Below are 20,866 nucleotides of genomic sequence, written 5' to 3'. Positions count from 1 at the left end.
AATGACCGAAAGCCAGATCATCACCCGGGGCATCAAGGACATGCGCGTTATTCGGGCGTTCTTGAAAGTACCGCGCCATTTGTTCGTGTTGCCCGATGATATCAGATGTGCCTACGAAGACCATTCATTGCCGATTGGATACGGTCAGACCATTTCTCAGCCGTTTATAGTCGCTTATATGCTTGAGCATCTGGAGCTCAAGGGTCACGAGAAAGTTCTTGAGATCGGGACTGGATCTGGTTACCAGACGGCTCTTCTGTCCGAATTAACACGAGATATTTACACTGTCGAGCGGATAGCCGAGTTGTCTGAATTGGCTCAACAACGGTTAAATAAGATGGACATAAAAAAGGTATTTTATAAGATAAGCGATGGGACGCTGGGCTGGCCGGAAAAGGCGCCGTTTGAAAGGATTATCGTCAGCGCCGGGGCCCCAAAAGTGCCTGATGCGTTAATTGAGCAGTTGGCTGACGGCGGTTTTCTATTGATTCCGGTAGGTAGCGAGCGCCATCAGGAAATAACGCGCGTTCGCAGGCAGGGTACAAAGATTATCACCGAAAACATTGGTTCGTGCGTATTTGTTAAATTAATAGGTAAACAGGGATGGGAAGAGAAATGAAAAGGATATTGGTTATCGTGTTAGTCGGTTGGTTGGGTATGGGTTGTTCGTCGCTTTATACGGCGACTAAAGAGCATATCAGCCGGGGTGATGAATATTATCAAAGACAGTCAAATTACCGGGCTCTGATGGAATACAGCAAGGCATTGTCTGAAATAGATTCTTTGGATGACAGCGCTTCCGGGCGATTCGTCAAAGCGGCGTTATTTTATCATATGCATCTGATCGATGCGGTCAGCTTGTATAAGAATGTTTCGCCTAATGTTCAAGCCAAACATTCCTATTTGGGACAGATGATATTAAGCGACCCAAATATTGATTTTTTGGAGAGAGCATTGAAAGAGCTTATCAGCGTTGAAACAAAACCCAAGGATTATAATGTCGAGAAAATAGAGCCGTTTTTGTTCGTGGAAAAGGGTCTTATAGCCGGCGATTATCTAACTCGGGTTGCCAAGCAAGGGGTGATGAATAATACGGTGGCTCATCCTGATAGTCCGGTGCCGGTCGATTTTATGGAGCGGTCGTCAAGATACGCCTATCTGGAAGCGGCGCGTGGTTTTTATTTGGATGCCTGGGCTCGGGTTATAATTGTATCTAAGAGTGATGATCCGCCGAATAACATCAATTACCTTTTGGCTTTATGCAATAATCGCCTGAAGAATAATTATTCGGAGATTATTGATTCCCTTGAGTTACAGCCGGTGGCTGGTTCGCCGCAGAAAATAGAGCATTATAAAGAAGTCTTGGGCCGGATAAATGAATTCAGCATAAACACCAGTTTGTCCAGTTTATCGTTTGATAAGACTGCCAACATAACTTTGGAAAAAGTGTCGTTAGCTGTTTTGAACGAGCCGCTGAGCAAGGGGGAAACAGTGCTGGATGGGGCTTTCCATTTGCAGGAGATGCGCCACCAGATGAGCCGGGCGATTGAGGAAATTGTTGAAGATAAGAAAGAACAAGCTGATGAATACCTGCTGAATGCGTTGGAATCATTAGTCCGCACTAAAGAGTTTGATTATGGATATGGAGATGATACGCTAAATTTTCTTAATACCACCATTTCTGATATTTATTTGAACCTTTATCGGTCATTCGTCGCCATTAAGCAACCCGTTAAGTAACAGCATTCGAGTAGGGGGATATTAATCTTACTTATTACTTTCTATTTCATACTGATTAAATTGTATTGTTACCGGATTAGGTTCGTTACGCCGTTCCAACGGTTTGCCGGCCTTGTCCACTTTGGTTATGGCGATACTCGAAGGTATCATTATGTTCTTCGGATACTCATACAGGTAATTAATAAGTGTTCTTTCCAGGAATTCATTTTTAGCGTTTTTCTTGGTAATATCCAGTTTGCCCATATTCCATAGTTTTTTATACTTGACCGGTGAGATTATTGCGAAAATATTCTCACGCTTATTGGCAGTCTCAAATTTTGTTATCTGGTAATCCTTGTTACACCAGATAGCCACAGAAAATGATTCATCATTAGACAGTGGGGTGGGTGATTTTGTTTTTTCCTTATTAGGTTGTTCAGGATCAGGCGAATCCTTTGGTTCGAGGGGTTGTGGTTCTTGCTTCTTTGTATCAGAGCCTTTTTCTTTGGTTTTAGGGGTTATGTTTATGCGGGTAAGTTTGCCATCGGGTAAAGCGGTTATTTCCAGCTTGGTTTTGTCTACACTATCAAGCAGTTTGAAAAATATCTGGACCGGATACGTAATCTTGGATAATTCTTGGTAAGCGTCCTGCATCATTCTGGCGTATGTTTCCGCTTCAAACTTTGCCTCGGGGCGGAAATATGCCGGTAGGTCGCGTGCCTTGACCTGAACTGGTTTATCGCGTTCCCAGATTAATTCATAATTAACGTTTGTTAAGATGAAGTTATTGCGAAAATCCCTGGATTTGGCGATTTCCGGAATCTTAACAAAACAGGCATAACGCGTTACGCCCTGTTTTTCAATAGTGTAGTATGAATCGCGTACTTTTTGAAGAGTATCCTCGGCTGATTCGGAAGGATTTTTTATTTTATCTTTGGTCTCGTCCTCGTCGTCTTCATCGGCTTCCGTAGCCGGTGCCGGTGTAGGTTTTTTATTCTCGGCGCTGAATATGGGCATAAAGGCCGAAGTCATGATTAACGACATAATCCATATGCAAGCAATCAAGTTTTTCATAAGGCACCTCATAAATTAATACTAATCTATATATCTTATTGCGGCATTTTGGGCAAGAAAATATGCCTGACCATTTTTTTGACCAATACTTGACTATTTAGACATTTGTGATAAAAATAGCCAATATGAGAAACTTAATGATTGTATTTTATATAACTCCATTAGTTATAATAACAGGATGTCAGCTATCAAACAAGACACATTTGGATGTCCGGCCAGTGCCGGTTGTTACGGCTACCGTAACAGCTGATATTGGTAAGGCTTTGGGTTTTTTAGAAGAGTATTATATTGACGATGCGCTGAAGTTGATGGGGCTAGATAGACCGGCGCTTGGGTTCAAGAAAGATATGGAGGATGATGACTACCGGTTGGAGATAGTCCAGGGCTCACTTCATAAACCACTGGAGCTTCCTGGGCAATGCGATAAAATAGATAAGTCCTGGCAGGATGCCAAAACACTTTTAGATAGCTTTAAGGTGGAAGTATCTCATTTGGGCAAATGGTGGAGTATTAGCAGTACAGCAGCAGCCTCAGTTTCGGGAGATATCGACAGTCTTGTTAATAAAAGCCCGAAAGAACTGCGGGGTATTTTAAGAAGTCTGCTTGATGCAAGTTATCAATCTCAAGGATTAATGAACAAAGCATTTGAGAAGTTAACGCTTGAAGAACGTAAATACATAGTTAAGAACGTAATACCGAAGATGATATTGAATGGTGATAGTGTACCGGATGATTTTCAGCTTGACGCAGAAAAAGTGGAGATGAATCTTGTCCCGCCCGGATCAAAGGTTGAGACTCAGGGCCGGGATGTGATAGATCCGGAAGAAGTGGCTATGTTAAAGCTTACGCTTAAGATAAATTATAGCTATTTGCATCAAGCTGGATTAATAATGACATCGGCGGCAGATAATGTGATAGAAATGCTTAAGGGCGTAAGCACGGACACCATAAAAGCTGATAATATTCGGAACGAATATGTTTCCGGGGACGTTGTATTCTATAAGGATACGCCGAATGGCCCGGTGATTATCGGTGGAGCCGGAGAAAATATTTATTATAAAGATGCATTACTGATAATTGATCTGGGCGGAGACGATAGGTATCTTAATCGGGCCGGAGGGGCAATAGGACTGCCAAATCCTGAGACCTCGATAGTAATTGATTTGGCTGGGGATGATTTTTATTCCTGTTATAAGAAGTTTTCACAGGGTGGCGCGCTTTTTGGCATTGGTATTCTGGCCGACTTGGGAGGCGATGATATTTATCAGGCGGGGCACTTTAGTCAGGGGGCGGCTATGTTTGGTATAGGAATACTTTGGGATAAAAACTCGTATGAGGACTCATTCTCAGCAAACCATTTCTGCCAGGGAGCTGGAGGTTGGGGCATCGGAATTCTTTATAATGAGTCAGGGGATACTAAGTATTATTCCAGAACGTTTTCTCAGGGGATTGGATTTACGCTGGGCACCGGGGCGTTGATTGATAAAGCTGGTGATGATTATTATACCGCCGCTGGTACGATTATGAATAACCGTCCTTATAGCATGAGCCAGGGATTTGGTCAGGGTAACCGGCCGATTGCTTCAGGTGGCGTGGGTACGCTTATAGATTTAACCGGTAGTGATCATTACACCGGATTTTTTTATGCCCAGGGCTGTTCGTACTGGTACGGATTAGGCATTTTGATAGATAATGCCGGTAATGACCGTTACGACGCGCAGGTTTATGCTCAGGGATGCGGGATACATCTTTCGACCGGGATTTTGATAGACCGAGGGGGCAGTGATTTTTATAACTGTACTTATGGCGGTAATGCCCAGGGAGCAGCCCATGATTTGGCTGTAGGCATCCTTATCGACAAAAACGGTCGTGATACGTATGTCGGAATGGGCAACAATCAGGGGTCAGCAATAACTAACTCGGTTGCGTTATTTATAGATAGTGAAAGTGATGATATTTATTATACTTCTCCTAAAGGCGGGCAGGGTTTTGGTGGTACGGCCCGCAATTACGGAAGTATTGGTATTTTCCTGGACCTGAATGGGAATGATTTTTATTCGGAACAATATCTTAACCCTGGTTGTGGAAGTGCCAATAACAGCCGTTGGACTAAAGGAGACAAAGGTGCCGGGATTGATACGGTAGGAGGCAAATAAAACGTGGATAAAACAGCGGATATCATTGTTATTGGCGGCGGAATTATCGGGACTAGTATTGCCTACCATCTTGGTGAGATGGGTGTTAAAAATGTAATCCTGCTGGAAAAAAACCTTATTGGCAGTGGGTCTACCGGTAAAGCCGCCGGATTAACAATACATCAGTGGAATACTGAGTTGGATGTTAAATTGGTTATGGGATCTTTGGAAATATATAGAAAGCTTAACAGCCAAAATAATAAAGAACTTTTTCATCAGAGTGGTCTGGTCTATTTGGCGATGAACGATACTGAGGAGAGATATCTGCGTCAGTCGGAGTCATTGCTTAAAAAATACGGCGTCAGAACTGATTGGTTGGAAAATAAAGATATGCATAAGTATCTCAGCTGGATGAGCACCGGTGATTTTAAATGCGGTCTTTATACTTCTGATGATGGTTATATGGATCCTTATCAAGTAGCATACGGATTTGCCCAAGCGGCCAGAAAAAAAGGAGTTAGGGTTAATGAGATGTCCGAGGTTACGGGTATAGAGATGTCCCGAGGCGGGATTACGGCTGTTAAAACAACGGAAGGCAGTATTTCTACGAGGATAGTTATTAATGCGTCTGGTTGTTGGGCTAAGAAAATAGGCAATATGATAGGCCTAAAGCTACCGTTTAAACCTTACCGCACCCAGATTGCGATACTTAAGCCGGTGGAGCCTTTGCCAGAACGGTTTGCGGCGGTGTATGATATGCACCGCAACGTTTATTTCCACGGCGAAACGGGTGGTTTGTTGCTGGCGGGTGATGGCACGACTGAAAAAGAAGAAAATCCTGATATGTTTCAGCAGAAGGTTGATAGTTCATTCCTGGAAGAAATAGCCCAGAAAGTTTCGGACCTTATTCCTCATATGTCTGATGCAAAAGTGGCTAATTCCTGGGCAGGTCTCTGCACCGCAACTCCTGATCGTCTTCCGATTATTGGTCCTGTACCGGAGGTGTCGGGGCTGATACTTGCCAATGGCTCAAACGGCTATGGGTTTATGCGTGCCGGGATGCTTGGGAAGCTGGTTGCCCAAATTGCTACTGGTATTAAAACATCAATTGATACAAAGCCAATGCTAATAACCAGATCGGCTTTATCGGGGGATGTCTCTGAATTCAAGATTAAGCAAGGGATGACGCTTTGATTATTGGTTGTATTTTATTCCAATAATCTGATATTTCAATACGCCGGCTGGTACTTTAATCTTTACAATTTCTCCGATTTTGTGTCCCATTAGGCCTTGTCCAATAGGAGTTGTAATAGCGATAAGGTTCTCAGCCGGGTTAGATTCTCCGTCTCCGACCAAGATATATTCTTCGATAATATTTGCATCTAAATCATTAACTTTGACGCAGGCGCCGAAAGCAACTTCATCTTGGTTGACATTTCGAGCCGAGACAATCTCGGCATTAGTTATTTTTGATTGTAGCTCGCTAATCTGATTATCAACCCGCCAGAGTTCTTCACGGGCAGAGATAAATTCGGAATTTTCAGACAAATCTCCTAATTCGCGCGCTTCACCCAGACGCTTTTCTACGGCCGGTCTAATTTCGCTAGTAAGACTACTTAATTTTTCTTTAAGTTTCTTTAGTCCGTCCGCAGTAATAGGAGTTTTTTTATTCATATTTGCTTATTCCGTCATAATGCTTTGATTACGTCCGTTTTCCTTGGCGCTATAAAGGGCATTATCGGCTTTAATTATGATGTCCTTGAAATCTTCCATTGATTTTTCGTATTCAGCAACACCGCAGCTGATGGTTACATTTATCTGGTCGGCGTTGTTTGAGGTGAATTTATGACCCTCTATTTTTTTACGTAAGCGTTCAGCAAAATCAAAAGCTTCAACTTTGGTAGTACCAGGGAGAATTATGGCTATTTCCTCGCCGCCATAGCGATAAGCCGGAGAGCTTTTACGAATTGTTTGATGTAATATGTTGGCAATTTCTTTCAGGACCATATCACCGGTTAAATGTCCATAAGTATCGTTAATTTTTTTAAAGTAGTCTACGTCAAACATTACCATCGAGAATGGTTCTATGTGGCGCGAGGCGATTTCGAAATAGATGGGGAGTTCGTTAAGGAGATGCCGCTTGGTATAAAGTTGGGTTAGTCCGTCCGTAATAGCTTTTGAATAAAGTAGGGGAGTTTTAACCGAAAGAGCTAGTATACTGCTAAATGCGGTCAGATAATCCTGGAGCTCCTTAATTTTTTCTTCTATTCGGGAATTATTTTTATCCTGGGCTATAATATCTGTTTTGACCTTAAGTACCCCGACAGTTTCACGATCGGCAATAAGGGGCAGGGTGAAATCGTGCATTTCTCCGTCTGAAGCAAAAAACATCCGGCTGTATTCCAGAGTTTCATTTACGTTGCGCCAATCTATGGTTTTTATATCCAGTTCTTCTTCGAAGATTACTTTATTTGCTTTACGCTGGGCATGGGGTCGTAGTTTGCCGCTAATCTCGTCTTTGAGGAATAATGTTATTTCATCTGCAATAGAAGAAGATATCGGGCAAGTCAACTGATAAGCTATATTAAGAACTTTTTTGATGATTGTTTGGAAATCAACGTCCTGAGTTAGTACCAGACTGGCTTCACGGATAGCGGACAATATATCGATTTGTCGGCGAAGTTCTTTATTTTGGCATATTATGTCATTATTGCCGTTTTCTAGAGTTTGGATTTTTTCTTTAAGGATTTTATTGGAGCTGTTGATATAGTAAAAAAGGGCTATTAGGCATAGGGTATAAAGTGATGTTAGAGAAGCAAATGAACTGAGCAACGGTGGGAAAATACGGAAGAAACTGGCATCCTGGTAAGAAGACGATGAGTGATACGCTGCCACGATAATGATGGTTGCTAGAGGTACCGCGCTGATAAATAAGATGTAAAATAGTTTACGAATCATAATCAATTTCTAGATAACAGGTATTAAAATAAATGCTAATACTTAAGCCAGATAAATCAACAATTTATTACTGTTTGGAGCTGGTGGTAAACATAAGGTTTTTTTTGCTTTTAGGGGCGGAAAATATCAGGATTAATAAGATTAGGCGGTCGATTACCGGTCAGTCCGGCTATTAGGTTTGTTGCCGCTATCAGCGACATTTTGTTTCTAGTTTCGACTGTAGCGCTGCCCAGATGAGGCATCAGCACGACATTATTAAGCTTAAGTAATCCGGGGTGGACAGAAGGCTCTTTTTCGTAAACATCAAGTGCAGCTCCGGCGATAATTTTATTGGATAGCGCCTTAACTAGGGCATTTTCATCGATGACGACGCCTCGGGATGCATTGATAAGAAAGGCCGTGTGTTTCATCATCTGTAATTCTTTCATGCCGATAAGATGATATGTTTGGGAAGTCCCTGGGATATGTAAGCAAACAAAATCAGATTGTTTAAGTAATCTTGATAGTGATACTCGTCTGGCGCCGGTTTCTTTTTCAAAATCAGTTTTTGCCTTGCGCCCGGTATAAAGTATTTTCATTTGAAAACCGATGGCCTTGCGAGCGACCGATTGTCCAATTCGGCCCGCGCCAATAATTCCTATAGTTTTATCGCGGATATCAGTTCCCAAAAGCAGGGTGGGTGACCAATTGGTGTAGGTAAATTTACCAGCCCTTAAAAAACGTTCTCCCTCGGTAATCCGGCGCGCAATAGCTAGAATCAGCGCCCATGTAAGCTCGGCAGTAGCTTCGGTAAGCACTCCGGGTGTGTTGGTTATAAGTATTCCCCGGCAGGTGGCGTGGCCGATATCAATGTTATCATAGCCTACGGCGTAATTAGCGATAATTTTTAACGCTGGCGATGCGTTGATTATTTTCTTATCAATTTTGTCTGAAAGGAGGCATATTACGCCGTCTTTGCCTTTGAAGTTGCGGATTAATTCCTGATGAGTCAACGGATGATTAAGAGTATTAACACGGACTTTAAATCGTTTATCTTTTTTTAATAAATGCAGTCCTGGATCAGGTATTAGGCGGGTGATAAAAACATTAAACGGCTTCATTATGCTAATTTGTTAAGTATTTCCAGTCCTTTAATTAGTTTTTTCTCATGAACGGCGTACGAGATACGGAAATGCGTATTTTGTTCGGAAAAAGCACAGCCCGGGACAATTAAAACATTATTGTCCACAGCTTTTTTTATAAACGCACCGGCATTACCATCGGGAGCCTTGGGAAAGAAATAAAAAGCGCCATCCGGTTTGACGAGTTCAAACTTATCTTTGAGCATAGAATAGCCTAAATCTCGTCGTCGCTTAAACTCATTTATTTGGGCGCTCATATCGCAGTCAAGCGCTACTACGGCCGCTTTTTGGAATGGAGCCGGTGCGCAAACGAACGACCATTGCTGTAAAATAGTCATTCGTTCTATGATTTCTTGTGGTCCGACCGCATATCCCAGCCGCCAGCCTGGAACACCGTATTTTTTTGAAAATCCGTCCATCAATATCGTTTTATCATAATATTTGATAGGACTTTCCAGCGAATCGGTATCATAAAGGAAGGAATTATATATTTCGTCAGAGATAATGATTAAATCATGTTTTTTGGCTAGGTCTACCAGCATTAGTATTTCGGATTTAGTATAGGCAACGCCGGTGGGATTGCATGGACTGCTGATGATGATTATTTTAGTGCGTGGCGTAATGAGTTTTTCGAAAGCTTCCTTTTTCAGGCGGAAGTCAGGATAAGTGTTTGCAAACTTGCAGATGCCGCCGGCGATATGGACAATGTGTTTATAAGATGGAAAATACGGATCAGTGACGATAACTTCGTCATTTTCATCTAAAAGGACCATCAGCGCCAAGGTAATTGCGCCGGCTACGGCCGAGGTAACCATTAGGGCTGGTGGTTTAAAGTTGAAACGTTGTTCGAATTGCTTGATGAGTTTGTCACGGAGTTCCGGAATGCCTTGCGTAGTTGTATATCTGTTGAAACCGCTTTTAATTGCGGCTATAGCGGCTTCTTGGATGGGCTGGGGCACTTCAAAATTTGGTTGTCCGATAGAAAGGTCAATTGGATCTTTTAATGAGCGGGCTAAATCAAATGCTTTACGGATTTCCGATGCTTCAATTTTTAAGGCCCGTTTAGAAATCATACTGTTATTAGTGGCGAGGGTGACGGGATTCGAACCCGCAACATCCAGATCGACAGTCTGGTACTCTAACCAATTGAGCTACACCCCCTGATGAATAATTAGTCACAAAATACTTACCTTAATAATTGCCATTGTCAACTATTTTAGGCTGTCTTTGATCGACGAAAATATTATGAAGACTATTGACAAACAATTATTATTTGTTATATATAAAGGTATGGGTAAGGGGTTATTAAATATTACACATCTTATAAAGGACAAATCATTTTGGTTAATGGCTATTCCGGTGATTGCTGGCATTGGAGTAATCGTAATTTTTTGGTTACATGCAATTGAGGAGAGGGAATATACTGCAGTGCATATTACGCTTTTAGCGGCATTTCTTGTGATAATTATATTCGTTGCCCTGGTGATGGGTGGTTCTTTTCGTGGCATTAATAAATCATACCAAGAGCTGGAACGAAACTCTCGGAATCTTAACATTCTCTACCAGATTTCTTTAATTACTAATTCTTCATTTGAGCTAACAAACATTATGAATGAAGGGTTGAAGAAGTCAATTGAGCTTATGGGTTTAAATTTTGGAGGCATTTACTTGTTTGATGAGAGTAAGGGAGCGTTAATCTTGGGAAGTCATTTTGGCCTTTCAGAAGAATATGTAAAGAAGGTCGGGTATGTTGAAATGGGGAAAGGCACGGCTGGTGAAATTGCTAAAAAAACTCAGCTTCAGGTGATTAATGATTTATCTACATTGTCGGGTGATCTCCAGTCATATGCCATTAAAGAAGGGCTTAAAACCACGGTAAGCGTGCCTTTAAAATCCAGAGATGAACTCTGTGGTATAATGAATTTAACAACTAATTATATAAGGGAATTTACCAGTGATGAGATAAATATGATAACTATAATCGGTAATATTCTTGGCGATGCCATTGCTCAGGCCAGAATATATAATCAGATTAAAAAGGCTAATGAAGAACTTACTAATCTTAACCATGTGAAGGATAATTTTATCGTAACGATTACCCATGAATTGCGTACGCCCCTGATGGCTATAAAAGAAGGTGTAACGCTTTGTCGTCAGAGGATTGGAGATGCTATTTCTTTGTTGGACGGTCTTTCTTTTATGGAAAGTTCGGTTAGTCGACTTATCAGATTGGTTAACAATCTTTGGGATATTTCTCGTATTGAATCCGGTAAAATAACTCTGGATAAAAAGAAAGTGTCTATTAATAACTTGATAAAAATATCAATAGGTTTGCTGGAGCCCCTTATTAATAACAAGGAAATATCAATCAGCCATAATTTAACTGATTCGTTACCGTTTGTTTTTGTTGACACAGATAAAGTTTTACAGATAATGCTAAATTTAATAGACAATGCGGTTAAATTTACAAAGTTAGGTGGGGATATTATTATTAGTTCAAAGCAGATCAGCCCGCAGTTCATAGAGATAAGCGTCAAAGATAATGGTGTTGGAATGACTTCTGAAGAGGCAGGGAAAATATTTGAAAAGATTCCTAGTTTAAGTGAAGATGGCCTGGGAAAATTTGGAGTAATAAAGTTGGGGCTTAGGCTTTGCAAGTTGTTTGTGGAAATGCATGGGGGACGAATATCAGTTCATAGCGAACAGGACAACGGCAGTGTTTTTATTTTTACTTTACCGATAGCGGCGTAGTAAATAAGGCTAACCTATGAAAAAAATATTGATTGTAGACGACAGCCAGGAAGTAAATTATTTCATCAAGGCTGCACTGGAATCCGATGGTTTTAAAATCAATACGGCAACCACCGGGCATGAAGCCTTTAGTCTGATTAAAGCGTCAGCTCCTGATTTGATTATTTTAGATGTGGTTTTACCGCTTTTAGATGGATATGAAATCTGTCGTATGCTTAAGATAGATGACACAACCCGGAATATCCCGATAATTTTGATGAGCGGTAAAAATCTTGATATGGTTAGTGTGGAAAAAGCTTTGCAGATCTGGGTTAACCGTTTCCTGCACAAGCCGATAGATATGATTGAGCTTAAGAGGGTAGTTTATGAGCTTCTGGCTGAAGACGTTACGGATGTCCTAAAAAGAATCCAAATTGTAGATAGTCGATTTGGTGAAGTAATTAATAGCTATAAGAAAATTGTGCGGATAATGGATGGTATGTTTGCCAGGTTTGCCAAAAATGAAAAAATAGATTATGAGGAGCTTAAATCTGCGGTATTGGAACTGACTGAGGTGTTTATAGGTAATAAGGAAATACTTTATAATCTTATGAATTCATATGTGATTGACAGTCCGTCAGCTCTTCATTCAGTTAATACATCTTTGATTGCAATGTGTATTGGGCAAGTGTATGACTTGTCAAAATCTTCACTTACCGCGCTGAGTGCTATTACGCTGACTCATGAATTCAGCGAGAAGTTTGAACTAATTTTATCGAAATTGGGCTTTACTGAAATCGAAGCAAAGGAAAAAGCGCAATTCCAAAATATAATAAAAGTAGCTGATAAATATGAGAACCTAACCAGTATTCGTGCTGGGCAGATGCCTTTGCCTCCCATGGTAGCTATAAAGCGTATTGCTGAAGACAAGAGCTTGGAATTTGACCAAGTGATAATAAAGCATATGCTTACCTGTATCAGCCCGTACCCATTGGGTAGTTTTGTTAAGCTTAATACCGGAGAAATAGCTAAGGTTAAAGGATTGAATCTTGAAAACCCATTTCGACCGTTAATTGAAATTATTATGGATAGATTCGGGAATGTTATGCTTGAACCTAAAGAAGTTGATTTAACCCAGGAGTTGCAGGTATTCATATTTAGGAATGTTTTTCGCGACGAAGTCTACAACGCGGTGATGAAATTCGCTAAAGATAATAGATAATCAACTTGAATTAATAATCTCCTCCCGGCGTATAAATTTAATTGACAACTCTGCAAATTGGCGTTACTCTGTGTATTGTCAGGTACGGGCGGTTAGCTCAGCCCGGTTAGAGCATCTGCCTTACACGCAGAGGGTCAGAGGTTCGAATCCTCTACCGCCCATTTAGTACTAATATTTTTAATAGGAATCACTTGAGAATACTCCATATCTATAGTGACTGGAAATGGACCGGCCCGTCCGAGCCGATACTTAATCTTTGTCTGGGCCTAAAAAAACACGGTCACGATGTGAGGCTTGCTTGTTTACCAGCTCCTTTTGTATGTGCACCTAAAAAAAGAATATTGCCGAGTGTTGCCATGGGAAAAGGTATTGACCCATTTATTATCAAGCCCAACAAACTTGCGAAGGTAATTATGTTATGGCAAAATACCCGACGACTTTTATATTATCTTAAGCATAATAAAATAGACATTATTCATGCGCACAGTACGTTTGATCATCACCTAGCCGGGAATCTTTTGAATTATATCTCCTACCGGCCGAAAATAGTTAGAACTAACCACACAGGATATCCTCTAACCCCGTCTTTAAGGAGTAAATCTTTATTAAGTAATTCTACCGATGCTTATATTACGTTTTCTGAGAGTCTTAGACAAAGGGATATGAAATATTTTTCTGAATATAAAGCGACTATAACGCCGGATAAAACCTGGGCGGTGGGCGGGGCTATCAATACAACACCTTTTATGAGTATGGGGCAACCTAATAGGGAGTTGAAAGCCCGGTATGGTATTGTAGATGATGATGTTGTTGTTGGCATTATAGCCCGAGTTCAGCGCCACAGGAGATTTCATATTCTACTTTGGGCTATGGCTCGGGCTCTCAAAGAAATTCCCGGACTAAAATTGCTGATCCTTGGTCGGGGGACTTACTATAAGGATATTTTAGTTGATCCGATAAAGAAATTAGGGCTGGGAAATAACGTGATACTGTCTGGTTACCATATTAGTGATTATTATGATATGATATCGCTTATGGATTTTGGGGTATACCTAGTGCCCGGGTCAGACGGTTCCTGTCGGGCAGTATTAGAATTGATGTCATCCGGAAAACCTGTGATTGCGGCCCGGCGCGGTATTTTACCAGATATTATCGATGATGGTCGAAATGGATTAGTAGTGGATGACCGGCCCGATAATCTTGCGGATGCATTGGTTGCTTTAGCCATCGATAAGGAAAAACGTATGCAATTCGGCATTAACGCCAGAGCCAAAGCAATCCAGGAATTTTCTATTGAAAAGCAGGTTGATAAGATAATGGGAATTTACGAGAAGATTCTAAGATAGAGGTTGTTTTGATCTGAGTTTCATAAGGAATAGTACGCTTATTAGTATCACTGCTACACTGATGGTTTGAGATGCAGTCATACCTAAAAATATCGAGGGATTATCGCCTCTGATAAATTCCACCATGAACCGGCTTAGTGGATAAAGAATCCCAATAGCGCCCAGGACTATGCCATCTCGTTTTTTATGCGACCAGATAAACGACAGAATAAAAAACAAAATGAGGGCGATAACAGAGGAGTATAACTGAGTCGGATGGACTGGGAGGCTTGAGGCCGCGCCGTCCGAAATAATGTTAGACTGGACTTGATGGGCGTATGCCGGGCTATGCTGAGGAAAACATACCGACCATGGTAAGTTAGCCGGAGCTCCGTAGCAGCACCCGTTAAGGAAGCACCCCATTCGCCCGAATACTTCTCCCAGCATTACCCCTGGTGCAACCAGGTCGGCTATTTTTAGGACGGGGGTCTTTTTTATTTTAAGATAGGCAATCCCTGAAATAACGGAAAGTATCAGCCCTCCGTAGAATACCAGGCCTCCCTGCCATATCTGAAAAACACCCCAGTCATATTCGGAATAATGTGCGCCCAGATGAACCAGCCGAGCGCCAATAATAGCGCAGATGAAAGAATAAACCAAAAGTTTCATGAACTGGTTAAACGATGATCCCTTTAAGCCGGATTGAACCTGCTTTCTTTTTCTGATGAATAATAAAAAGAACGGTATAAACCATGCGGTAATTCCGCCGTAAATATTAAGATTGCCGTCAAAGATATTAAATATCGTCCAGCTATAATTATTATGGTAGATGGTTAGGTAGGCAATTCGGGCTCCGATGATGCCGGCCAACATTCCGATAAGTCCGATATCCAAAATTAGTTCCGAGGGGATACTTTCGCGTTCGCCACGGCGGCTGACCACCAGTATCGCAACCAGGAATCCTAATACTACCATGAAGCCGTAGGAATATATGGGCAGGTGTAGCAACGGTATCTCCAGTAATTTTTGATGCATATATAAAAGATTATAAACTTGAAAGAGACTGTCAAGATAAACAGAAAATCTTGAATATTTTAAAGAGTTTATTATACTAACCCAATGTATCATTTTATCTGTGATATGTGTGGAAAAGGGCTTTTGCTGGATGATAATGTTCGATATGAGGTAACCATTGAGGTCAAGTCTGCCTATGATCCGATGGATATAGTCAGAAATGACCTTGACCGGGATTTACAGAACGAGTTTCTTAATTTGATTGAACAGTTGAAACATCGCGATCAACAGGAGTTGGATGATGAAGTGTATAAAGTGTTCAAGTTCGATTTGTGTCTGTCGTGCCAGAAAAAGTTTATAAGAAATCCTCTAAGTAAAGAAGTAATGAAAGAATGAATTCGGGATATGTAATTTGAAATATGAAATATTATTTAGGTCTTGATATTGGTTCTGTTGCGGTCAAAGTTGTACTAGTTGATTCTGCCAAACCGACAGAGCTGGTGCTTTCTTATTATCGCAGGTCGCATGGTCAACCGTTCAAAATGGTTTATGCTGTTCTTAAAGAGGTATTTAAACAATATAAATCCGAAGACATGGAATTTATCGCGGTAACGGGAACGGGAGGAAAAACCTTCTCGGTATTGACCGGAGCGCATTTTATTAATGAAATTTCTGCGCAAGCAACGGCTACAGGTACTCTTTATCCGAATGTCAAGAGCATTATTGAAATTGGTGGTGAGGACTCAAAATTTATTCGGATAAACAAAACCCGTATTATAGATTTTGCAACCAATTCCATCTGCGCGGCTGGTACCGGATCGTTTTTAGACCAGCAAGCGTCGCGGTTGGGTGTAGCCATAGAGAATTTTGGTGATGAGGCTCTTAAATCGCAGCGTCCGCCCAGTATTGCTGGTCGGTGTAGCGTTTTTGCCAAAACTGACATGATTCACCTGCAACAGGTTGGTACTCCTTTGCACGATATCATGGCTGGGCTTTGTCATGCTATGGCTCGCAACTTTAAGAGTAATATTGTTAAGAGCGTTCGAATGGATAAGCCCATAAGCCTGCAGGGTGGCGTGGCGGCTAACAAAGGTATTGTTAAGGCGTTTACCGATGTTCTCGATCTATCCGAGGGAGATCTGGTCATACCCCGTAATTTCGCTTTGATGGGATCTATCGGCGCGGTTCTGGTCGCAGTGACTTATAAGGCCAAGACTGATGCGACGCAGGTCCAGTCCAAGCTTGAACAATACATCAAAGATGGCAAGCTGGATGTTAAAAAACTACCTCCGCTCAAAGGAGATGATTACGTCATTAATGTCCAAGCGAACACTTATTACAAGGCTGCTGGTCAGAAAATAGATGCTTACGTCGGTGTCGACGTGGGTTCCATCAGCACCAACGTAGTAGTCATAGATAAGAACAAAAGTGTTCTGGCTCGAAGATATATAATGACCGCTGGCAAGCCAATCGAAGCCGTGCGTCAGGGCTTATGGGAAGTCGGACAGGAAATAGCTGATTATGTCGTAATCAAGGGTGCCGGTTCTACCGGCTCCGGGCGTTACCTGACTGGCGAGTTCTTTGGCGCCGATGTTATAAAAAACGAAATTACCAGCCATGCCCGTGGTGCATCATCCACGGATATCAACGTTGATACAATTATCGAAATAGGCGGTCAGGATTCCAAATACATCCGTCTTAACAAGGGCGTGATAATTGATTTTACCATGAATAAGGTCTGCGCGGCCGGAACAGGCTCGTTTCTGGAGGAACAGTCCGAGAAACTGGGTGTAAAAATTGACCAGGAATTCGGCAATAATGCGCTTTCGGCCAAGCAGCCCTGCGCCCTGGGCGAACGTTGTACGGTTTTTATGGAATCACAGCTCAATTACTACAAACAGCAGGGCGTGGCTAAGGATAATCTCATCGGCGGGCTTTCTTATTCCATCGTTGAAAATTATCTCAACAAAGTAGTAGAAAACCGTAAAATAGGCAACCATATTTTCTTTCAGGGCGGTGTGGCGTTTAACAGGGGAGTAAAGGCGGCCTATGAAGCGGTTCTGGGAAAAAAGGTTATTGTTCCGCCGCACCACGATATTCTCGGCGCGGTTGGTGTGGCCATACTGGCTATAGAGGAAACTAAGAGTGCTACTAAGTTTAAAGGTTTTGATCTTAGGAACCGGAAATATAAGGCCACCTCGTTTGAGTGCGTGGATTGTGCCAATAACTGCGAAATACACCAGGTAGCTTTTGAGTCCGTATCCGGCGAAGCCGGAAAAACACTGGCTTACGGTTCGCGCTGCGGAAAATTCGATGATGCCGAGACCAAGAAGAAAAGAGCATCGCTTAAGATACCGCAATTATTTAAAGAACGGGAACGGATGTTCCTGAGTATCGGTAAACCTGATACTGAAGCCAAAGGCAACATTAAGGTTGGTATTCCGCGTGTCTCTGTTTTCTTTGATCTCTATCCGTTCTGGAGCAGTTTCTTCAGGACTTTAGGTTGCGAAGTGATTTTATCCAGCGAGACCAGCCGCTCGATTATCAAGAAGGGCACCGAAAACGTGTTGGCCGAGCCGTGTTTCCCGATTAAAACCGCGCACGGCCATATCTTAGACCTCTTGGAAAAGGGTAAAGTGGATTATGTCTTTTTGCCTATGCAGATAAATATGGCGCCGTTGAACAGTGACTTTGAGCGTTCTTACAACTGCCCATACGTTCAGGGACTGCCTTATACGTCTGCCAGTTCTATTGATTACGCCAAATACAAGGCGAAACTGCTCAGGCCGGTGTTCCATATGGACCGTGGTAGTGATGAAATAGCCAAAACACTCAAGAAGATGGCGTTGAAAATCGGGATAAAAAACAAAACTCTTATTAGCAAAGCCGTGGAAACGGCGTTTGAGACTCAGAAGAAATTCCACCAGTGGCAGGATCAGCGGGGTAAGGAGATTCTCGACGGTCTTAAGCCTAATGAGAAAGCTCTGGTGATACTGACCCGTTCATATAACGCTTATGATCCCGGGCTGAATCTTGGTCTTCCGGAAAAGATCAGACAGCTGGGCATGCAGGCGATACCGATAGATTTTTTGCCGCTGGCTAATTTAGGCAAGGAAATCGGAGCTGATTATCCGTATATGTACTGGCGCTCCGGACAAAAGATACTGGCCGCGGCCCGGCTGGTAGCCCGCGACCCCAGACTTTTCGGCGTCTACCTGACCAATTTCAGTTGCGGGCCGGATTCGTACGTCCTCAAGTTCTTTGACAAGGAAATGGCCGGCAAGCCTTATCTGATACTGGAAATAGATGAACACACCGCTGATGTAGGTATGCTTACCCGGTGCGAGGCTTTTCTGGATACTATTAGGGGTGCGTCCAATATGGCCCAGCCGGAACCGGTTTCGGCTACGCCGTTCTTGTCCTCGTTTGCCGAGCAGAACGGGCGGACCATTTACATCCCTTATATGGATGACCATGGGTTTATTATTGCCGCGGCTATGCGCGCCTGCGGCGTAAAAGCCCAAGGCCTGCCGGCTTCGGATGATGAAAGCCTGACTATTGGCCGCAAGTATACCACCGGTAAGGAGTGTTACCCGAGCATCATCACCACTGGCGATATTATAAAGAAAACCAGGGCCGCAGATTTTCAGCCTGGAAAGAGCGCATTTTTTATGCCTTCGGCTAACGGTCCTTGCCGGTTCGGACAGTATAACAAGCTACACCGGATGGTGCTTGACGAAATAGGGCTCAATGACGTGCCGTTGGTTCTTTTTGATCAGACCAGCAACTACCATAACGATATGGCCGCCATCGGTTCGACTAAGTTTAAAAAAGCCGTTTGGCAGGGTATGATATTGGTTGACTTGTTACAGAAGATAGCCCGCGAGACCCGTCCCTACGAAATTAACAAAGGCGAAACAAATAAAATTTACCAGGAATCGTTGGATAAAGTAGTAAACTCTATAGAGAAATGGCAGAGCATAGAAACTCTGGCCAAGGAGTTGGCCGATCGGTTCAGTGCCATCAAGGTTGACCGTTCCAGGCCCAAGCCAAAAATAGGCGTAATCGGCGAAATATACGTCCGGAGCAACCCTTTCACCAACAACTATGTAATTAAGCAGCTGGAAAGCTACGGTGCTGAAGTGACGCTTCCACCCTTCGAGGAATGGCTGGATTACATCGACTACCTGCGCCATGATGATTACAAGCGCGAAGGTGAATTTGTCAACCTGATACGCCAGAAACTGACCCAGTTTTTCCAGGAACGATATGCCAACAATATCCGCAAGCACTTTTCAGGCCGGATAAAGAATTTCTACCTTGAATCATCCACCGATGAGGTTATAGAATACGGCCGGCCGTATATCAACCCGGCGCTTTTAGGTGAGGCTATCCTGAGCATGGGCCGGGCCGTTGAGTATGTTCACGCCGGTTACAACGGCATTCTTAACGTCATACCATTCGGTTGTATGCCTGGCACAGTGGTGGATGCATTGCTTAAACAATTCAAATCAAACCACGATAATATCCCGGTCCTGACCCTGACTGTGGACGGTTCTAAACACCCGGGTGAAGAGATGCGTCTTGATGCATTCGTGGCGCAGACGCGGGAGAATATGAAATGACGATGCAAATATACAACAGCTACGCGCCGCTCAAGAAAGTCCTGATGCATCGGCCGGGAGAGGAAATCAAAACCATTACCAACCTTAATGCCCAGTTTTTTGGATTTGAGTCAGCCGTCAATCTGGACAAATTCCAGTCCCAATACGAACAGTTTCTCAAGGCATTAAGAAGTTTTAAAGTTGAACCTGTATTGATTGGCGAGATACTTAAGGATGACAAGAATGCCCAGGCATACATCGCCAAGCGGCCCAATGTGATGTATACCCGCGATCTGTCAATGATGATAGGCAAAGGTCTGGTTTTGATGTCTATGCAGGCCAAGGGCCGGAAATGGGATACCTGGCTGGTCCGGCGGGTGGCGGAGAAATTACATATTCTGGTGCTGGGTGAGATTGCACCGGACGGCATCCTCGAAGGTGGTGGGGTGGAGTTCATAACCGACCGGACACTGGCCGCCGGGTTCTGCGACCGGGCCAATGACGTTGCTTTTGCCAAGATGCGCCAGTTTGTACTAGGGAAGCAAGTAGATGAACTTGTCGTAGTCATGATGCCTGAAGGCATTGTCCATATCGATGGCCTGTTCCTGCCTGTGGATAATGACGTGGTCATTGCCAATAAGGAATATCTGAACAATTACCCCTGCGTAGTTTACGGCAAGAACAAGAAGCCCAGATACACCTGGTTTATAGATTATCTGGAAGCCAATGATTTTGATATTATCGCCATCAGTTACGAGGAAGGTATGAAAGGGGCGGCGAATTACATACAGGTCGGCCCGCGCAAGCTGGTCGGTTACGAAGGCAATGACCGTGTGGAAAAAGAGGTGCGTAAGCGCGGCGGCCAGGTAGTGACTTTCCCCGGTTCTGAGCTGATAAAGGGTAAGGGTGGCCCGCACTGCATGACCTGCCCGCTAGACCGGGCTAAATAGCCTATCGTTATTGT

General features: G+C 42.9%; 16 protein-coding genes and 2 tRNA genes. 11 read left to right on the top strand and 7 right to left on the bottom strand.

Annotation, left to right across the window (positions count from 1 at the left end; all coding sequences use genetic code 11):
- Position 1: 1 nt before the first annotated feature.
- Positions 2–619, top strand: a complete 618-nt coding sequence (locus WC980_08610; GenBank protein ID MFA5795104.1) for a protein-L-isoaspartate(D-aspartate) O-methyltransferase — start codon at positions 2–4, stop codon at positions 617–619.
- Positions 616–1,740, top strand: a complete 1,125-nt coding sequence (locus WC980_08605) for a hypothetical protein (GenBank protein MFA5795103.1) — start codon at positions 616–618, stop codon at positions 1,738–1,740. Before WC980_08610 ends, WC980_08605 begins: the two co-directional genes overlap by 4 nt.
- A gap of 27 nt (positions 1,741–1,767) precedes the next feature.
- Here WC980_08605 and WC980_08600 read toward each other — a convergent pair whose 3' ends face one another.
- A complete protein-coding gene (locus WC980_08600; protein MFA5795102.1) occupies positions 1,768–2,793 on the bottom strand; it encodes a hypothetical protein in 1,026 nt (341 codons plus the stop codon).
- A 125-nt stretch (positions 2,794–2,918) separates the two neighbouring features.
- Here WC980_08600 and WC980_08595 point away from each other — a divergent pair, with 125 nt between their 5' ends.
- Both WC980_08595 and WC980_08590 read left to right on the top strand, forming a co-directional pair.
- Positions 2,919–4,949, top strand: a complete 2,031-nt coding sequence (locus WC980_08595) for a hypothetical protein (GenBank protein MFA5795101.1) — start codon at positions 2,919–2,921, stop codon at positions 4,947–4,949.
- Between the two features lie 3 nt (positions 4,950–4,952).
- The gene (locus WC980_08590) at positions 4,953–6,122 is read left to right on the top strand and encodes an FAD-binding oxidoreductase (protein ID MFA5795100.1); all 1,170 of its coding nucleotides are present in this window, start codon (positions 4,953–4,955) and stop codon (positions 6,120–6,122) included.
- On the opposite strand, the gene greA is transcribed toward WC980_08590, so the two are convergent.
- The 5 genes from greA to WC980_08565 form a co-directional block, all read right to left on the bottom strand.
- Positions 6,123–6,602 carry a transcription elongation factor GreA gene (gene greA, locus WC980_08585; GenBank protein ID MFA5795099.1) on the bottom strand — a complete coding sequence of 160 codons (480 nt, stop codon included), beginning with the start codon at positions 6,600–6,602 and terminating at the stop codon, positions 6,123–6,125.
- A 6-nt stretch (positions 6,603–6,608) separates the two neighbouring features.
- The gene (locus WC980_08580; GenBank protein ID MFA5795098.1) at positions 6,609–7,886 is read right to left on the bottom strand and encodes a GGDEF domain-containing protein; all 1,278 of its coding nucleotides are present in this window, start codon (positions 7,884–7,886) and stop codon (positions 6,609–6,611) included.
- A 110-nt stretch (positions 7,887–7,996) separates the two neighbouring features.
- Positions 7,997–8,986, bottom strand: a complete 990-nt coding sequence (locus WC980_08575; protein ID MFA5795097.1) for a D-glycerate dehydrogenase — start codon at positions 8,984–8,986, stop codon at positions 7,997–7,999.
- Complete coding sequence (locus tag WC980_08570; GenBank protein MFA5795096.1) at positions 8,986–10,080, bottom strand: aminotransferase class I/II-fold pyridoxal phosphate-dependent enzyme; 1,095 nt, start codon at positions 10,078–10,080, stop codon at positions 8,986–8,988. Before WC980_08570 ends, WC980_08575 begins: the two co-directional genes overlap by 1 nt.
- Positions 10,081–10,091: 11 nt before the next feature.
- A tRNA-Asp gene (locus tag WC980_08565) sits at positions 10,092–10,168 on the bottom strand.
- Positions 10,169–10,252: 84 nt separating this feature from the next.
- Between WC980_08565 and WC980_08560 the strand changes: the two genes are divergently transcribed.
- The 4 genes from WC980_08560 (at position 10,253) to WC980_08545 (ending at position 14,305) form a co-directional block, all read left to right on the top strand.
- Entirely contained in the window at positions 10,253–11,758 is a 1,506-nt protein-coding gene (locus tag WC980_08560; GenBank protein MFA5795095.1) for a GAF domain-containing sensor histidine kinase, read from the top strand.
- Between the two features lie 16 nt (positions 11,759–11,774).
- Positions 11,775–12,959, top strand: coding sequence for a response regulator (locus WC980_08555; GenBank protein ID MFA5795094.1), 1,185 nt, complete (start codon positions 11,775–11,777; stop codon positions 12,957–12,959).
- An 86-nt stretch (positions 12,960–13,045) separates the two neighbouring features.
- Positions 13,046–13,120, top strand: a tRNA-Val gene (locus WC980_08550).
- 30 nt (positions 13,121–13,150) lie between these two features.
- A complete protein-coding gene (locus WC980_08545) occupies positions 13,151–14,305 on the top strand; it encodes a glycosyltransferase family 4 protein (GenBank protein ID MFA5795093.1) in 1,155 nt (384 codons plus the stop codon).
- Here WC980_08545 and lgt read toward each other — a convergent pair.
- On the bottom strand, positions 14,297–15,319 hold the full coding sequence (gene lgt / locus WC980_08540) for a prolipoprotein diacylglyceryl transferase (GenBank protein ID MFA5795092.1): 1,023 nt from the start codon (positions 15,317–15,319) through the stop codon (positions 14,297–14,299). The two genes, WC980_08545 and lgt, sit on opposite strands and share 9 nt — an antisense overlap.
- Before the next feature lie 84 nt (positions 15,320–15,403).
- Here lgt and WC980_08535 point away from each other — a divergent pair, with 84 nt between their 5' ends.
- From WC980_08535 to WC980_08525, 3 genes are read left to right on the top strand one after another with little or no spacing between them, the layout of a single operon-like run.
- Positions 15,404–15,694, top strand: coding sequence for a hypothetical protein (locus WC980_08535; protein MFA5795091.1), 291 nt, complete (start codon positions 15,404–15,406; stop codon positions 15,692–15,694).
- A gap of 23 nt (positions 15,695–15,717) precedes the next feature.
- Positions 15,718–19,923, top strand: a complete 4,206-nt coding sequence (locus WC980_08530) for an acyl-CoA dehydratase activase (protein ID MFA5795090.1) — start codon at positions 15,718–15,720, stop codon at positions 19,921–19,923.
- Positions 19,920–20,852 carry an arginine deiminase family protein gene (locus WC980_08525; protein MFA5795089.1) on the top strand — a complete coding sequence of 311 codons (933 nt, stop codon included), beginning with the start codon at positions 19,920–19,922 and terminating at the stop codon, positions 20,850–20,852. Before WC980_08530 ends, WC980_08525 begins: the two co-directional genes overlap by 4 nt.
- The last annotated feature ends 14 nt before the right edge of the window (positions 20,853–20,866 follow it).

This window comes from Candidatus Brocadiia bacterium (assembly GCA_041658285.1).
Taxonomy (GTDB): domain Bacteria; phylum Planctomycetota; class MHYJ01; order JACQXL01; family JACQXL01; genus JBBAAP01.
The sequence above is the reverse complement of the archived record's forward strand: the minus strand, read 5'-3'. Positions and strand labels throughout refer to the sequence as shown.

What these genes read in the sequence shown, in the direction of transcription:
- WC980_08610 (MFA5795104.1), top strand. Translation starts at nt 2, where the DNA reads ATGACCGAAAGCCAGATCATCACCCGGGGCATCAAGGACATGCGCGTT.
- WC980_08605 (MFA5795103.1), top strand. Translation starts at nt 616, where the DNA reads ATGAAAAGGATATTGGTTATCGTGTTAGTCGGTTGGTTGGGTATGGGT.
- WC980_08600 (MFA5795102.1), bottom strand. Translation starts at nt 2,793, where the DNA reads ATGAAAAACTTGATTGCTTGCATATGGATTATGTCGTTAATCATGACT.
- WC980_08595 (MFA5795101.1), top strand. Translation starts at nt 2,919, where the DNA reads ATGAGAAACTTAATGATTGTATTTTATATAACTCCATTAGTTATAATA.
- greA (MFA5795099.1), bottom strand. Translation starts at nt 6,602, where the DNA reads ATGAATAAAAAAACTCCTATTACTGCGGACGGACTAAAGAAACTTAAA.
- WC980_08580 (MFA5795098.1), bottom strand. Translation starts at nt 7,886, where the DNA reads ATGATTCGTAAACTATTTTACATCTTATTTATCAGCGCGGTACCTCTA.
- WC980_08575 (MFA5795097.1), bottom strand. Translation starts at nt 8,986, where the DNA reads ATGAAGCCGTTTAATGTTTTTATCACCCGCCTAATACCTGATCCAGGA.
- WC980_08570 (MFA5795096.1), bottom strand. Translation starts at nt 10,080, where the DNA reads ATGATTTCTAAACGGGCCTTAAAAATTGAAGCATCGGAAATCCGTAAA.
- WC980_08560 (MFA5795095.1), top strand. Translation starts at nt 10,253, where the DNA reads ATGAAGACTATTGACAAACAATTATTATTTGTTATATATAAAGGTATG.
- WC980_08555 (MFA5795094.1), top strand. Translation starts at nt 11,775, where the DNA reads ATGAAAAAAATATTGATTGTAGACGACAGCCAGGAAGTAAATTATTTC.
- lgt (MFA5795092.1), bottom strand. Translation starts at nt 15,319, where the DNA reads ATGCATCAAAAATTACTGGAGATACCGTTGCTACACCTGCCCATATAT.
- WC980_08535 (MFA5795091.1), top strand. Translation starts at nt 15,404, where the DNA reads ATGTATCATTTTATCTGTGATATGTGTGGAAAAGGGCTTTTGCTGGAT.
- WC980_08530 (MFA5795090.1), top strand. Translation starts at nt 15,718, where the DNA reads ATGAAATATTATTTAGGTCTTGATATTGGTTCTGTTGCGGTCAAAGTT.
- WC980_08525 (MFA5795089.1), top strand. Translation starts at nt 19,920, where the DNA reads ATGACGATGCAAATATACAACAGCTACGCGCCGCTCAAGAAAGTCCTG.